The sequence below is a fragment of the Sporocytophaga myxococcoides genome, from assembly GCF_000775915.1.
GTDB lineage: Bacteria > Bacteroidota > Bacteroidia > Cytophagales > Cytophagaceae > Sporocytophaga > Sporocytophaga myxococcoides_A.
Genome location: NZ_BBLT01000002.1, coordinates 136,706 through 152,812, shown reverse-complemented (window position 1 = coordinate 152,812; position 16,107 = coordinate 136,706). Strand labels below are relative to the sequence as shown.

Genomic DNA, 16,107 nt, shown 5'->3' with positions numbered 1-16,107 from the left:
AATGCGTAAAGCACTTTTATTCTTTCTATTTATCTTTTCCTCTACGGGAACTACTCTCATTGCCCAGCCAAAGCAGAATTCAAACATGCTATTGTCTGATGAAATGCTGCAGCTGGAAGCAACTGATGCAGTGAATGCGATGTATAATTTCAAATTTGATTTTGCTGAAAAAAAATTCAGGGAATTTAAAGAAAAATGGCCTTGGCACCCCATGCCTTATTTTCTTATGGGGCTAAGCACCTGGTGGAAAATCATGCCTAATATTGATAATGAAGCTTATGATGCAACATTTGAGGCATATATGGATTCTTCCATCACAATTGCCAAAGGGCTTTTTGAGCAAAATTCCGAGAATTACGAAGCTGCCTTTTTTCTATCAGGAGCTTATGGGTTTAAGGGCAGGCTTTATGGAGAAAGGAAGAAATACAGTAAAGCTGCTTTTGCCGGAAAGGAGGCTCTGTACTACCTAAGCAAATACTCTGACAACAATACTCTTAGTGCTGAATTCTTATTCGGAAAAGCACTTTTCAATTACTATGAAGTCTGGATAAAAGAAGAATATCCTCTTCTACGGCCTATCCTTGCATTTTTTCCAAACGGCAACAAAGAGCTGGGAATGAAGCAGCTAAAAGAAGTTTCATACAACGCCTTCTATACAAGGATTGAAGCTCAGTATTTCTTAATGAGAATACATTACCTGGAAGAAGAGAATTATGCGAAAGCATTTCCAATTGCAAGGTATTTATCAACGACTTTCCCTGATAATCCTTACTTTCAGAGGATGTACGCAATGCTGGCTTTCGTAAATGGCCAGAGAAGTGAGGCCGAAGTCGCTTCACAATCGATCCTTGACAAGCTTGATCAAAAATATCCGGGATATGAGGAAAGAGCGGGAAGATATGCTTCTTATTTTCTTGGATATATCAACAAGTACAATTACAGAGATAATAAAAAGGCAAAAGAATATTTTCAGAAGATGCTTATCTTTTCAGAGAAAACCAATCTCACTGATTCCTATTACTACTTGAGTTCTCTGTCCAATCTGGCACAGATAGCTCATGAAGAAAAGGATTATGAAACTGCTAAGAGGTATTATAAAACTTTGATGAAAAGGGCTGAGAAGAAAGATCCTTTGTATAAAGAGGCGAAAGAATACCTTGATCCACCGAAGAAGAAAGACAAAAAGAAAAAATAAATTTTACAAACACGCATTTAACTAATGCGTGTTTTTTATTTTCAAGCGGTTTAAAGAATCGGCATTACTTTAGAATCTTTGTATGTAGAAAGAATTACCATTGACTGCATATTCCCGATTTCTTCAATATCCACAAGCTTTTCTAGAATCAATTCCTGATAACTGGAAATATTGTGGGTCAATACTTTTAAAAGAAAATCACCTGAGCCGGTAATATGATGGCACTCAATAACTTCTGGAATGTTATTTATTTTCTCCACAAAAGATTTAATCTGATTTTTTTTATGACTTGAAAGCGAGATAAGAATAAATATACCTACACCAAGTCCAAGTTTTTCAGTATCCACCTGAGCGTGATAACTTTTGATAAGCCCTGCGTTTTCAAGCTTTCTTACCCTTTCCAGAGTGGGGGCAGGAGAAAGTCCGATTTCCTGAGCAAGCTGAGAATTGGTGATTTTTGCATTTGCCTGCAGCTTTTCCAGTATCTGTCTGTCGATAGGATCCAGTTTAGAAATATTTTGCATATTAAATATGAGCCGAAGTTAAACCGGGATTAAGCGTTATAAAACTTACCATTGAATCAATACATTAAAATTTATAATACCGTTACAGATCATAATGATTAGCAAGATTTTCCAAAGGCTAATGAATTATTCTGGGTTTAAAACTAAGACTTTTCTTAAAACTATTTAACTTTTTTTGTTTTCCGATTATAAAAGTACTCTATGAATGTCGGGTGAAACCATAATGCGGATCTTTCAGAGCGCACAGGAATGACTTTCAGGCTGCCATCGAAAAATTTCTGAACTGCATCCATCAGAAGGTTGATTCCTTTAGCAAATTGTAAATACGGATATGTTGCAAAATTATCGCTCTGTTCAATCTCGATTTTCGCCTGAGCAAGAATATTTCCAGTATCAATACCGCTATCTACAAAATGAACAGTAGTGCCACAATTTTCCGGATCATTGTTGACAAGAGCCCAATATGCACCATGTACTCCTCGGTAAGCAGGTGTTATACCTGCATGAATATTGATTATCCTTCCATGAAAGGTCTGAACAAATTCTTTTGATAAAATTCTGGTCCCATTGATAATAACAAGAGCAGGAGCTTTGTATTTAATCAGATCGATTGACTTCATGTCATTTGCTGATTCAATCTTATGAACAACTTCAAGAGGAATAGGTTCTGATGACAAACCGGTGGTTTGAAGTATCGTTTTAATTCTCGCTTCAGATCTCATCTTTAAAAAAGGGTAAATTCCGATCTGAAAAATCAGTTGTCCTAATACTTTGAACACTCCTAATTTTTTTATTCGACCTCGAATAAGTTTTCCTTTTGATACAGGCTCTTCAAAGATCACTTCAATATTAGGATATGCTTTTTTCAAAGCATGATAAATCATTTTTGTGAAATCACAATCAACAGCAAGCAATATGATCTTTTGATTCATCATATCGTCTTATGGTTGTTTAAAACCTGGGTTGCCATCTCCGTCATGCTTGCTGATACCATCCCGAACTGTTTGTTCAGATAAGTGTACCAATTCAATAACTCCTCCAATTGTTCAATATTCTGATTTGTAGATTTTCCAAAATTATGAGGATGCCACCAGAGATGGTAAATTGTATTTGCTACTGCTGCTTGATACATCTCTCTTTTTATCCTTTTCATTTTCAATCTTTCCAGAAAGAAAAGGTTAGAAGAGTATGGCCTTAGAAACCTGCTGGCAGCAATATTAACGGGAGCTATAGGAACCATTTCCTGAAGAGAAGGATTAGAAATTTTAATTAATGGAATATATGCATCCAGCAATCTTACAATTCTTTTAAATTTTGTATTTTCTCTCTGACTTCTTGCATTGTAATAATATGAATCAGGATTGCCGCGATAAGCTATTATGCCATTCTCTGCAAGGATTTGTAAATATTCTTTATTCACCTGATTTCTCGGGAACACTATAGATTTAACTTTTACCCCCAAACCTTCCCCAGCACTGACTGCAGCTTTGATATCTGCTTCGAATGCTCGTTCCTTTTTATAGGGTTCCTGGCAATAATAATGGGAGAATGTATGTGTCTCTATGTCCTGACATTTTTTAGATTGAATAAGACGAATCAATGATTTCCCATAATGGTATGGATCACTTTGTTCATCGTCACCAAGATCCGATAATTGGTTATAGTTAGATAACTTCGTATTCTGGTATTCTGGCTTCACCAGAGGAAACGATTCAAGCAACTCTTTCTTTTTATCATAAAATAAAAAGCCAACAGTGGCCCAGGATACATGAATTTCTTTTCTTTCAAAAAGATCAAGCATTAAAGGGATAGCCTTACGAGCACCTAAAATATTTTCACCATAATCTTCCTTAGTACGATGATCTTTTACACCCCATAGTAATTCAAAATCCAGTGATATGACAAAGTAACCAGGCATGATGTTTAATTAAGAAAATAAACTTAAGAAATTCTCCTGATTTGATTTTACAGAATAATTATTAACAACTTTTTCTCTTGCTTTTTTACCCATTTCAGAACGTAACTGAGCATTATTGATAAGGTCGGTAAGATAGTTCAGCCAATCTGTTTCAGATTCACACAGGAACCCGTTAATCCCTTGGTCTACAATTTCTGCATTTACGCCAACTGAAGAAACCACAGCAGGAATTCCAAGCGCCATATACTGCAAGGCTTTAAATCCACATTTGCCTTTTGTCCACTCATTGTCAGCAAGGGGCATAATGCCTATATTCATTCTAAGCAGGTCCTCCTGTTCTGTGTGCTCATTCCATTTAACGAACTCCATCTCCGGAAATGCAAAATTTGGCTTTAGGTTAGATATGACTATCAATTTAAAGTTTTGGGCTACATATAATTTTCTCAGAAAAGGAATGGCATGTTCTAGATACATCATTGTAGAATGCGTACCAGTCCAGCCGATTACAACCTTGTTTGTATTTTGGTCCTTTATTTTAAAGTGAAGGCTTTCGCAATCTATGGTTGTAGGATTAAGTACGACATTTTTATTGAACTTAAGTGAATGATTTTTCAGATAAGAATTGCCACAACTAACCTTATAGGACCATTTAATAATTTTATTAACCTTTCCGGGGTTTTTCACCACTTTAGTAAGAAAGTTTTCCTTGCCTGTCTGAGCTATCCAGATGGCATCATCGAAATCATAAATGATCTTTTTCTTTAGTACTTTAGCAAGAACCCATTCGAAGATAGGTGGTCCGACAGGTGAAGCTTCTCTATGAATGAAAACATATTGGTACTTAGAAACCCCAAATAATAAGCTCAATCGTTTGAAAAATCCTGAAAGTAAACCCGCAATTTTCAGGTATAAGTTTCCGTTGAGATACAGAACCTTCCAGGTTTTTACTCCAATAAAAGATTGGAAAACAGGCTCTATGTTGTTTATTTTTAATAAATTTATGTACTGTTCAAATCGGAATCTTTGAGAAGGTGCAGAATTTAAGGGATAAGGGATTAAGAAGAGGACTTTCATAATACGATTAAAATGCTCGGAATAAAGGATTTATTACTTACGCCTGTCTATTTATTTACCATCTATATAATAGCCTTTATTTACAGAAGTAAGTTTGTAAAAAATAAGGAGGATAAAAAATATTTTATTTACGGGCTTACGTTGAAGCTCATAGGAGCGATATTTCTGGGTCTTATATATCAGTTTTATTATAACGGTGGAGATACTGCTAACTACTTTAATGATATATCTGTAATATATAATTCCTTTTTTAAGGACCCGAGTATTGCATTAAAACTCATTACTTATAACAATACAGAATATAAACCAGAACTGTATCCATACCTGAGTAATATGATTTTTGCAAAGGATGCTCCCAGCTATTTTGTAGTCAGGCTAGGTGCAATTTTAGCACTATTCAGTTTTGGCACCTATACAATCATATCATTAGGATTTGCAATATTAAGCTTTATCTCGATCTGGCTATTCTATACTGCTTCAACAAAGTTGTTTCCTGATTTAAAAAAAGAGTTTGCGATATCCATCTTTTTCATTCCCTCCATTTTTTTTTGGGGGTCTGGTCTAATGAAAGATAGTATAACCTTTGGAGCTGTAGCAATAACATTTTTTGCCTTTCATAGATTCTTTCTCGAAAAAAAGAAAAAAATTACAGATATTTTTCTCTTGGTCATTGGAATCTATATTCTTAAAACTGTTAAAATATATATCGCCCTTTGCCTCATTCCATCATTGATGCTTTATTTATATGTAGTATACTATAATCGTATAACATCTAGAGCATTAAGAATACTTATTAAGCCACTACTTTTGATTATGTTAACTGGCCTTTCCTATTATACCATTGCCGAACTGTCCAAAGAAAACTCTCTTTATCGTCTTGACAAATTGGCCGAAACTGCTAGGACTACCGCCGGATGGATTAATTATGTGAGTGAACAGCAAGGAGGGTCTTCATATTCTCTGGGAAATTATGATGCAACATTAAGTGGTATTCTTATGAAAGCACCAGAAGCGATTTGGGTTACTTTGTTTCGGCCTTACATCTGGGAATCCAAAAACATAATCATGCTACTCTCTGCATTTGAAAGCTTTTTTTTCCTCTTTCTTACGCTTAAAGCCATATATAAACTTGGATTCGTCAGGTTATACAAAGAGATTAAAAGCATTCCTTATGTACAATTTTCACTATTATTTTCACTCTCATTTTCCTTTGCAGTAGGCATTTCTACTTATAATTTCGGTAGTCTTGTTCGCTATAAGATTCCCATGATGCCATTTTACCTTTCCAGCATTTATGTATTATCCAATACACCCCAAAAAACAAAACTATCATTCCGACGGAAAAAAGGGGTAAATACATTAAAATAACAAAGAGTTATTGTCAATTTCTTCTATAAAAGAATCATATTCTTTTATAGAATAATAATTTTTAGAAGCTTTCTTTTTTGAAAAGAGAAATGATCGACCGGAAGGATTTTTTATTATTCTATCTGTAAAAACAATTCCTGAGTCTATTATCCAATAAATATAATAGTTGTTTTCCTGAACAAATCTTTCAAAAAATGCGGTCCTTTCTTCATCGTCTTCAAGGAAAATTTCACATAAAATTAATGGGTGAAATTTCTTTATTGTAGCGGTCCCTCCTTTTAATACTTCCAATTCATGAGACTCCACATCAATTTTAATAAGATCTATTTGAGATATGGCATTTTCTTCAACAAATGAATCAAGTGTTTTCTGAGAGACAATCTCTTCTCTATAAGTTACTTCGTTATTAAAAGTAAATTTATCTGAAAAGCCCTTATTGGCACTGGCCACCAAGGAAATCCTGGAATCATTTGGCACATAAAATACTAATGAACCATTTTCTGATCCAATAGCACACTTAAATGAATTAATTAATTTTAATTCATTTAACCTTATATTCTTTTTTAATCTGTTAAAATTGGTTGTATACGGTTCAAATGCATAAACCTGAGCATTTCTATTTTTAATTCCTGATAAAACACTAAACAGTCCTGTATTGGCACCTATATCAAAAATAACAGTTGCCCTTTTTGCTAATAGGGCAAACAGCTCAAGTTCTGACGGCTCATCGTTATATCCATAAAACAATGAATCTGCATTCGGATCATCAGCTTCGGAATAGTACTTAAGAGAACTGCCAGCTAAATTTAATGTAACTATTCCATACACCCTCCATCTAAGGCTTATTCTATCAATAAGATATTTAGTTTTTACTATTATATTTCTTCCTATCAGGTTTATGGGTTTAAAAGACCTTATTTTTCTCAGTATGATGCTCATTAAGAGATGTTGTGTTACGAAATTAACCTTGAATAAATTGCATTTACCTTATATGATGTACTTTGAGGGGAAAATACTTTTCTAACGTACAATCTTCCCCTATTGCTGAATAACAATCGTTGATCTGGATTATTCAAGAGTTTTAAAATTTCGTTTGCAACTTTGTGTTTGTTCCGTTCATAAATTAAAATACCATAAGTACCATTATCAAGGATCTCCTGGGGGCCTCCGGAAGCTGTGGCAATACACGGGACGCCATAATAAAGTGCTTCAAGACAAGTAAACGAAAACGATTCTGCTTCGGATAAATTTAAAAATACATGACTTTCCTTAAACTCCTTTTCAATATCATTTGTAAAGCTTTTAAATATTACTGAACTTTCAATTTTCAGATCCCTGGCTTTATCAATTAAAACTTTTTTATACAATTCATTATTAGGTAAGCCAAATGTATCTCCTACAAACGTCAATCTGGCATTTGGTTTTTCTTTCAACACCAGCGCAAAAGTTTCAATAGCTAACTCATGACCTTTCCCTTGTATATAATTTGCAAGGTAAAGCAAATTGTAATTTAAAGGCTCTGGCTCATAACTATAATTATAAGCTTCATCCCGTGAAATACCATCATGAATTAGAGTTAGCCTTTTAGAAGGAGAAAAGGGCTGTAAAGAGGCTTTCGAAACACCAATTATTACATCTGAGCATAGTTCAGCCAAACCAACCCAGGTTTTATAAATTACTTTAGGAAAGGAATTCTGCAGTATCCTAATGTGAGTTACAAGTTTTATCCCAGGCAATGATAATTTAACTAACAGGGGGGATAAATTATAGATATCATTTGCATGTATAACTACAGCTTTCTCTTTTTTAACAATTGCCCGTAACCGGAGACTGTTCGAAATCAGTTTAGGAATATAAAGTATAATACTTTTGATTTTTCTCTGCAATGGGAAAAATGGCAAATGATATACAAAGATTCCCTTTTGCCTTAAAATCTCACCAACACTAGATCCTTGGGTTAATACAAAAACAAAACGATATTGATCACTTAAATTTTCTACAACCTGTAAAATTGCTTTAAAAGCACCGGTATAACCCAGACAATTTTCAACTACGATGATAGTTCTTTTATCAGGTATTCCCATTGTTTAATTATTTTATCCTTATCGTAAGATTGCATGCGCTGCCTAGATGCTTCGGAATACTTACTCAATAATTCCTTATTATTTATAACATTTGTTATCTCCTTGCTCCATAAGCTGATACACGAGGTTTCATTTCTTAGCAAAGGCATAAGAACGCCATAACTCGTATACAAAGGGCTCTCGATTTTTCCTTTTCCGTTTAAATAATCCAACATTTCTGAAGGACCAGTAGGACAATTAGATGACATAACAGGGAGTCCACAACACATCGCCTCACCCAAAGCTAATGGAAATCCCTCCCAATTCGATGGCAATACAAAGAGATTTGCCTTTTTTAAAAACTTAAAAGGATTCCTTTGGTATCCAAGAAAGATGACAGAGGCATCTCTATAGGAGGCATTTGCCCCCCATTTTGAGAAGTAAGATAATCCGAGTTCCTTTGATGTTTCAATCATCTGATTTCTTAATGTCCCATCACCCAAAAAAATAAATCTACAATTATTATCTTTCGAAACTTCCTTTACTACTTTGAGAAAAAGAATAAAATTCTTTTGAATATCAAACCTTCCAGAGAGTATTATACATTTTCTATCAAAAAGACTTCTATGCTCATCTTCAAGAGGTTCATTAGTCAATTCATTGATCTCAGCCTGATTAAACCAATTGTATATAACTTCTATTTTATTTTGGTCAAGTTTATAATCCTTGCAAAGCTCCCTCTTAATTTCAGCGCTTACTGCCACTATTTTATCAGCTCTATTGTATAAAATAGGAATAAAAATTTTCTTTCGAAAGAACCCTAAAACTCCTTTTATTTTTTCATCATGATTCTTAGTACCGTGAACACAAAGGATCTTTTTTCCGGTATTTCCTGACAATACATTTATATAATCTGCTCCTTCAAGATGGCTTATAGTTACTATTGGTTGTAACTTTTCTTTAACACGTCTCAATCTATGACAGCGCTTTATAAAATTCACTAATTTCCCCCAAAAAGTATTTGCTCCATACACATTTAAATATATCAGTTTATTTCCTGAGGGATAAGCATAGCCATCCGTTTCATTGAACCCGCATTCAATGATGTTATAATTCCTTTTTAACTCCTTACTAAGATTGTAAAATACCTTTTGAGCTCCTCCAAATCCCAAATATGGTATAACCATAATAACTCTAGGTTTCATCATATTCTAAAATTCGTATTACTTCTTCCTTTAACTTAACAGGATTAACGTTGAAACCTCCGGAAAAATTTCTAGAAGATCTTTCACCAATCATTGCATTATACCTGAATTTATTTTGCTGAGCAAGCATAATGTAATGAAAGGGTAGACAGCCATTCTCCGGATATGGAAATATCTCAAGCATACTCAATGGTTGTCCTTGTCTAAAGAATATATTCGTTAACCCTGCTCCATGAATTGCCACCAGAAATCTGACAGAAGAAAATAAGCGGACCTGTTCTTCAAGATTCAGCAAAGCTGCATCTACCACTTGAAAACCAAGGTTTATTAACACATTTTCAATTTCCTCCTCATTCTCAACAAACCTCAATCGGCTCCTGCTTCTCTTTAAATATATCCTTCTGCCAGCTTGACTAAATTCCCTTAAAACCTGTGAACTTATTTCTTGGAAAATCTCTGGCTTATGTGTCAATGGTTTGCAAAAAATGCTTTCATTAGCTTCTACAAAATCATCTTTCTGTACATGCCATTTAAGGCTTTTTAGAAAAGTCGAAGAATTATAAATACTTTGAAAATAATTCTTTTCCCAAAGCTTTTCATGCACTATAAAAGTATAGTCATTCAAATCAATCCCCTCATTCTTCAGAAAGAAAATTTTGCCTATGACATCATTATAAAAGTGAAAATAATTATCCTCACCTGTATCTCTCAGGGAAACAATCTTAGAAAACTTTGTCGTTCTTCTTTTCTTTATAAAAAAACTAAATAAGCCAGGTTTCCTAACATGAGGCGCATGCCCAAGGCCTAAGGATTCTGACACCAGTTTATTTCCTTCAACAAAAGCCCAGCCTGTTGCAGGTTCAATAACGCAAGGTTTCTGTAAATGCACAATGTACTCATGATCTTTCCACAATTCCCAAAATTTAAAATAGGGAGTAACGGACGATGACAATTCTTTTATTAAAGATATTTTATATTCCTGGACAGGAATCAAATAAAAATCTCTCAAAAAAGAATCTTCTGATATTTTATAATGAGGATAAAACAATGCATCAAGAGTTCTTAACTTTATTTTATTATACCAAAGAAAACATTCTTTTAGAAAAACTATTGGAAATAACTTCTTCAATATTCTTTTTACAAAACTCATTGATTGTATTTATTAAAATTCATCACCCCTTTCATTATGAATTTAATTTTCAGAGATAACTCAGGATTCAATATTCTACTGTAATCAGAGTGCTGAAAAGCTCGGAAACTTTTTAAATAAGGAAATGTGTGAAGATAACAAAACTCAAAATATTTTCTTGCGAGGACACTTGTTAACGCTTTAGGGTCAAAAATTAACTTCTGATTATTAAAAGATTCCAATTTCTTTAACCACTTTTCAACATTTTGCAAATAGATATTATTGGCAGGAAGCTGGTAATGATATAAGCAGTGATGGATCTGCAGTTCTTCTTTATCAAACGGCAAACCAATGCTCAACAAAAACTCCTTTCTAACGCGCATAGCTGTCTCAAACCTATCAGATAATATCTCCTTTCTTTTATCTTCAGGATAAGTTCTATAAAACATTAACGGTTCTTGTATATTGCATACATTTAAAACATCATAATATCTTGCAAAAAAATCATAATCTTCCGTTTGCCTTAAATGCTCATTATATTTATGTCCGCCATCAAAAACTTCCCTTTTAAATGTTAGTGATGGATTACCACAGGGAAGGCCAAATAAAGTATATGCCTTATTTTCTTGTACAGTTGCAGGATATTTATTGAGATAGTTACTATACCCAAAATTCTGCATAAAACAACCTACTGTATTGACATTCTTATTTTGGAAAAGAAATTCAATCTGCTTGCTGAGTCTCATAGGATGTGCAATATCATCAGAATCCATTTTTGCGATATATCGTCCATTGGCAAAGACTAATCCAAGATTGTCGCATCCTGCTCTTCCCACATTTCTGGAATTTCTTATAATTTTGATTCTAGAATCTTCAATAGACTCAATTACCTGCAAACTCTTATCAGTAGAATAATCATCGATAATTATCAATTCAAGACACCTGTATGTTTGATTAAGGATGCTTTGTATGGCTTCCTTCACATACTTTTCTGAATTATACACCGGCAATATCACTGAAACCAATTCTTTCATCAAATTTTTCCCAATATTTTGCTTTTAAATGAAGAATAATTTAATCCTTTACCATAATAGAATTTTTCTATCCTTCTGGCAATCTTCCAACCGAGGAAACTATAGATTAATTTAAACAAGTGTGTTCCTTGAGGTTTAACAGAGCTTCCGCCCAGTTCATTTACTCTAACCTCTGCCTTCGTGATAAGATCCGTATAGTTGGGATAATGGAAATAAACAAAATTTTTAAAGTTGGAAGCTACAGCCTCTCTGGCCTCTTCATCATTGCTATATTTTAACAAATTTTCTTCATATAGCTGGCAAACTAAAAAGTGCGACATTGCTGCCTTTCTATCTAATTGGGAGCTTAAAGATCCCGTGATTCCAGTTCTATAATATCCTTTAGCTTTATCGCAAAATAATACTCTGCTGCTGCTTAAGACTACCCTTGAAAAAAACTCTCCATCATCCTGGAAGGATATACGTTCATCCCAATACCCTGATTTTTCAATTAAATGTTTAGGTATTAGCCATGAAAAAATTGGCATCCACAATCCTTTGCTCCAAGCTTCAATCAAAAAACCTCGTGCAGGAATAAAATCCTTCCATATAGAGTTCCTTCTTTCTATTGCTGCATTTATGTTTACAGAAAAAGTATACCAAGACGATGAAATAATTGAATCTCTATCGCTTGCTCTTTCATAAGCATCTACCTGCTCCTTTATTTTCTGCCTATCCAGGATATCATCTGCGTCTAAAAATTGTATAAAATAACCAGAGGCTAATTCAATCCCTTTGTTCCTTGCAGCAGATGCTCCCTTATTTTCCTGGAAATAGTATATTACTTTATCTGATATATATGGTCTGACAATATCTGAAGTATTATCTGAAGAACCATCATCAACAATTATTATTTCAATAAACTGATACGATTGAGAAATTATACACTCAATTGCATCCCGTATCCATAAGGCCGAGTTATATGCTGGAATGATAACTGAAACGAGCTTGTTCATGCTGTTCTTTGATACCTTTCTTTAACCCAGTGTAAAGCTTCATACAGATGGTGATAAGCTTTTCCAGAAATCAATATGGACTTGAAGCATAGATAAAATCCAGTAATCAGACTTCCATAAAGAAGCTCACATTTATATGAGTCAACTAGAAGTAAATAAGTATTTTTTCTTTCAAAATATTCCTTTAGTGTCGAATCTATATCATTCTTGTTCGTTTCAACAAAAACATTCAAATCTTTGCGAGCTTTTATCTTCTCCTCCCACATTTTCTTTCTATCTCCAGTTAGGCTATCTTCATGTGCCCTTACCCAAACCCTACCAGACTCTTTGCTGTCGTAATAATAATAAGCTCCTTTCATTGCACAACGTAGCCATAAATGCCAGTCTTCGTGTCTGGTTATATAATTATGAAAATCACCAGCTTTTTCAAGTAGTGATTTTCTAAAAAAAGCTGTATTGATCAAAAACATTGAATCCATAACAAGCTCTTTAATTATGGTCATTTTATTCCCACTTAGTTGTCTGGTAAAGTATTTAAAATCCCTTACACCATTCTCTTTTATAGATGTATGAAAGACTTTTACATCTCCATAGACCAAGTCTATTTCCTCATGCTTATTTAAAATATCTGCATGATGTCTCAATTTATCCTTACTTAATATATCATCCGCATCAAGAAACTGAATATACTTTCCAGAAGCCTTTGATAAACCCAAATTTCTAGCGGCTGACGGCCCCTTATTAGTCTGAGCAAAATATTTTATCCTTTGATCAATTTCAGTTAAATGTATCGCGATCTCCTCTGTTAAATCTGTAGACCCATCATTTACAATTATGCACTCCCAATTCGTTTCTGACTGTATCAAGACAGATTCTACTGCTTCCGTCAGATATTGACCGTAGTTGAAGCAAGGAATTATTACTGATATAACAGGGTTATTCATCTCCACTTCAACATTTTTATTTCTTTAATTAGAAATTTGAAATAGTTCTTAAATCCTGGGTCATATTTGGACCTTAAAATCCCTGATTTAAAATAGGTACCAAGGGATGGGGCTTTTCTGGTCTCACAAACCCTAAACCAATATTTACCAAGTACATTTAAAAAAGCATTATCATCATATTTCCTAACAACCTTATTGGTTTCATATAAGTATTCCAACCAGGTCTTTATTTCAAATATTCTATTTTCTTTTATTTCATTAGGTTCAAACTTTGCAATAGCCATATGTAGTTCTAGCCCGCTCTGATCTGGAAAAATGCCCAGCTCAGCCAATTGATTTTTAATTACCTTTTGAGCATTGGACCTTGTGAGGCATTCATTAACAAGTGAAGTGTTGTCATTATGAATCCTGTAGTAAACTAACGTTTCAGGTAAGTTGTATCCTTTAGTTTGCTTTAGCATTCTTGACCACAAGTCAAAATCTTCTGCTGGAGGATATTCTTCCCTATATCCTTCCTTTGGTATAGAAGCTTTCTTCATTAGAACCGAAGAATTTGCAAAGAAATTTTGGAATAATAATGAGCAATAAACACCTTCAGGGTTATCATAAGAACACCAGGGCATACCTATTAGCTGTCCATTCTCATCAACAGGTTGAACCCAGGATCCAACTATACCAACAGAAGGATTATTTAATAAATATTTATATTGCCTTAAGAGTCTTTCCTGATGAGCAATATCATCACTGTCCATTATTGCAATGTATTCTGCAGAGGCTAATTCAAGCAGTCTGTTTCTGGTATAAACCAAGCCCTTATTATGATCATTTTTATGGTATCTTATACGTTCATCATGTAAATATCTTTGAATGACGCCTTCTGTTAAATCTGTAGAACCGTCATTTACAATTATCAATTCGAAGGATTTAAATGATTGTGTTAAGATGCTTTCTATAGCTTCTCCAATAAATTTAGCTGAATTATACGCTGCCATTAAAACAGAAACTTTAACCATCCCTATTACAATTTAATCCATCTTTCCGGAATAATATCCTTTGTATTAATCGTACTATCAGCAAACCAAACTTTTGGTGCAATTACAATCTTTTCTGCATTTCCATTTAACCAGGCTCCCCACCAACTAAAGCTGCTGTTAGCAATTATATTGTGAGCGCAAGAACTCATCAAAAACATTTCTTCTACATCATTACGTTTTTCATTTTCAAGAGCTTTCACAAAAAAGACATCATTTAGACGGCCAAATATTCCTGATTTTTTAACATATTCAATGTCGTCAGAAAAAACATAAAACTTTGGGGCGTTTATATTTCTTATTATATAGTTGCAGGCATTTATATAATAATTTGTGCTACAAATTCCATGAACTTTATTTGCTTCAGGATTAGATATATAGTCTCCTCTTCTGACATGGATGCTAACAGAATTAGAATTACTAATTTCTTTCAAAAGGCCTATTCTTTCTTCCGAAAGCCCTTCTTTTAAAGTAAATTCTTCTCTAATAATATTCTCTATTCCTGAAAAATATTTTTCCGATTGCCAATACCCTTCCAAATAAGAAGATTTAGGCAAACCTTTTATTTCATCCCAATAATGAAAATGCGGTTCCATTTGATATTTTACTCCTTTAATCTTCTTTAAAACTTTTAGATACAGATTAAAGGGATAGCTCTTACTGTTGCACTTATAATAGAGCATCTCTTTCTCCAGCGCAACCTCTGAAGAAATATTAAATTTATCGAGTTCGAAATTACGCAAGTTATAGTGGGTAAGAAAGTCGGTGATATCGAGTTTTAGTGGTACTTTTTTCATCTCTGCAAGTCCCTTTGCAGCAGCATATTGAAACATTTGATTACCCAATCCTCCTATTAACCGGACAATTATCATTTCACTCCTTTTTTAAACCAAAAACAACCACATCCATAACTCTGACGTTCGATCAAAGCTTTATTAGGATTGATAACTATACCTCCATCTTCCCAATGCTCTGAGATCAAGGAGAATTCCTCTAATTCAAGTTCATCAAAATAATTTACAATTTGTTCTTTAGTATAAATTCTATGAGCATTGAAAACTATTCTTGCTTTATGTCCGATGGGTGTTACAAAAAACAAATTTCCTGCAGGTGCCAGAACTCTTATCAGTTCTTTAATTGCCTTTAAATCGCCATCATAATCCATTAGATCTCCGTACCTACCTAAACCGATATGTTCTATCACATGCATGCAAGATAGAGATTGAACTGATTCTGAAGGAAAGGGCAATTTCTGTAAATCCCCAAAAGCTGATTTCAGATTTGGCAGATGAATGTCTGCAGGGCGGTAATCGTAAAACTCAATAGGAACAAATGATGAAGCAATTGCTGAAAAGTATAAGGAAGACGATATATCTATATGCTTTGAAGGATTGGTCTTTGCAAGCATTCGCGCTGCCCAGGCGGTATGATATACGTAGTGCCTGTCAAAATCAGTTTTCGAAGTGCCTTCACTGAAAAAATAAATATCCTCTTTTCTTATCTCAAATCGGCTGTTGACAATCTTTTCATTAAAGATGTCAAATTGTTTATATGCTTTTCTTTTTTCGATCCTCAATAGTTTTTTTACTATACTCTTCAACATATTTATCATAATACATCAGTCCAA

16 protein-coding genes are annotated in these 16,107 nt (G+C 33.9%); 2 read left to right on the top strand and 14 right to left on the bottom strand.

Annotated features, from left to right (window positions below; all coding sequences use genetic code 11):
- The first annotated feature begins 1 nt into the window (after position 1).
- Positions 2-1,195, top strand: a complete 1,194-nt coding sequence (locus MYP_RS04920) for a tetratricopeptide repeat protein (RefSeq protein ID WP_045459450.1) — start codon at positions 2-4, stop codon at positions 1,193-1,195.
- Between the two features lie 50 nt (positions 1,196-1,245).
- Here MYP_RS04920 and MYP_RS04915 read toward each other — a convergent pair whose 3' ends face one another.
- From MYP_RS04915 to MYP_RS04900, 4 genes are all read right to left on the bottom strand, one after another.
- Entirely contained in the window at positions 1,246-1,719 is a 474-nt protein-coding gene (locus MYP_RS04915; RefSeq protein ID WP_045459447.1) for an Lrp/AsnC family transcriptional regulator, read from the bottom strand.
- A 161-nt stretch (positions 1,720-1,880) separates the two neighbouring features.
- Positions 1,881-2,654, bottom strand: a complete 774-nt coding sequence (locus MYP_RS04910) for a formyl transferase (protein WP_045459445.1) — start codon at positions 2,652-2,654, stop codon at positions 1,881-1,883.
- Positions 2,651-3,637: a polysaccharide deacetylase family protein gene (locus tag MYP_RS04905; protein ID WP_045459444.1), complete on the bottom strand. Its 987-nt coding sequence runs from the start codon at positions 3,635-3,637 to the stop codon at positions 2,651-2,653. The genes MYP_RS04910 and MYP_RS04905 overlap by 4 nt, the downstream gene beginning before the upstream one ends.
- 9 nt (positions 3,638-3,646) lie before the next feature.
- A complete protein-coding gene (locus MYP_RS04900) occupies positions 3,647-4,711 on the bottom strand; it encodes a glycosyltransferase (protein WP_045459442.1) in 1,065 nt (354 codons plus the stop codon).
- A 12-nt stretch (positions 4,712-4,723) separates the two neighbouring features.
- On the opposite strand from MYP_RS04900, the gene MYP_RS04895 reads away from it, so the two are divergent.
- On the top strand, positions 4,724-6,079 hold the full coding sequence (locus tag MYP_RS04895; protein ID WP_052429955.1) for a hypothetical protein: 1,356 nt from the start codon (positions 4,724-4,726) through the stop codon (positions 6,077-6,079).
- Here the strand turns inward: MYP_RS04895 and MYP_RS04890 are convergent.
- Genes MYP_RS04890 through MYP_RS04845 form a run of 10 tightly spaced genes read right to left on the bottom strand, consistent with a single transcriptional unit; the run spans position 6,071 to position 16,083 of the window.
- Complete coding sequence (locus tag MYP_RS04890; RefSeq protein WP_045459439.1) at positions 6,071-7,018, bottom strand: FkbM family methyltransferase; 948 nt, start codon at positions 7,016-7,018, stop codon at positions 6,071-6,073. The two genes, MYP_RS04895 and MYP_RS04890, sit on opposite strands and share 9 nt — an antisense overlap.
- Before the next feature lie 14 nt (positions 7,019-7,032).
- Complete coding sequence (locus MYP_RS04885; protein ID WP_045459436.1) at positions 7,033-8,163, bottom strand: glycosyltransferase family 4 protein; 1,131 nt, start codon at positions 8,161-8,163, stop codon at positions 7,033-7,035.
- Positions 8,130-9,350, bottom strand: a complete 1,221-nt coding sequence (locus tag MYP_RS04880; protein ID WP_045459434.1) for a glycosyltransferase — start codon at positions 9,348-9,350, stop codon at positions 8,130-8,132. Before MYP_RS04880 ends, MYP_RS04885 begins: the two co-directional genes overlap by 34 nt.
- Positions 9,337-10,497 carry a glycosyltransferase family 61 protein gene (locus MYP_RS04875; RefSeq protein ID WP_045459432.1) on the bottom strand — a complete coding sequence of 387 codons (1,161 nt, stop codon included), beginning with the start codon at positions 10,495-10,497 and terminating at the stop codon, positions 9,337-9,339. The genes MYP_RS04880 and MYP_RS04875 overlap by 14 nt, the downstream gene beginning before the upstream one ends.
- Positions 10,494-11,510, bottom strand: coding sequence for a glycosyltransferase family 2 protein (locus tag MYP_RS24740; protein ID WP_052429954.1), 1,017 nt, complete (start codon positions 11,508-11,510; stop codon positions 10,494-10,496). The genes MYP_RS04875 and MYP_RS24740 overlap by 4 nt, the downstream gene beginning before the upstream one ends.
- Positions 11,510-12,505: a glycosyltransferase family 2 protein gene (locus MYP_RS04865; RefSeq protein ID WP_045459430.1), complete on the bottom strand. Its 996-nt coding sequence runs from the start codon at positions 12,503-12,505 to the stop codon at positions 11,510-11,512. Before MYP_RS04865 ends, MYP_RS24740 begins: the two co-directional genes overlap by 1 nt.
- Complete coding sequence (locus MYP_RS24735; protein ID WP_052429953.1) at positions 12,502-13,449, bottom strand: glycosyltransferase family 2 protein; 948 nt, start codon at positions 13,447-13,449, stop codon at positions 12,502-12,504. The genes MYP_RS04865 and MYP_RS24735 overlap by 4 nt, the downstream gene beginning before the upstream one ends.
- Positions 13,446-14,462 carry a glycosyltransferase family 2 protein gene (locus MYP_RS04855; protein ID WP_081990401.1) on the bottom strand — a complete coding sequence of 339 codons (1,017 nt, stop codon included), beginning with the start codon at positions 14,460-14,462 and terminating at the stop codon, positions 13,446-13,448. The genes MYP_RS24735 and MYP_RS04855 overlap by 4 nt, the downstream gene beginning before the upstream one ends.
- 5 nt (positions 14,463-14,467) lie before the next feature.
- Positions 14,468-15,352, bottom strand: coding sequence for an alpha-1,2-fucosyltransferase (locus tag MYP_RS04850; protein WP_045459427.1), 885 nt, complete (start codon positions 15,350-15,352; stop codon positions 14,468-14,470).
- On the bottom strand, positions 15,349-16,083 hold the full coding sequence (locus tag MYP_RS04845; RefSeq protein ID WP_052430020.1) for a DUF268 domain-containing protein: 735 nt from the start codon (positions 16,081-16,083) through the stop codon (positions 15,349-15,351). The genes MYP_RS04850 and MYP_RS04845 overlap by 4 nt, the downstream gene beginning before the upstream one ends.
- Positions 16,084-16,107: the final 24 nt, after the last annotated feature.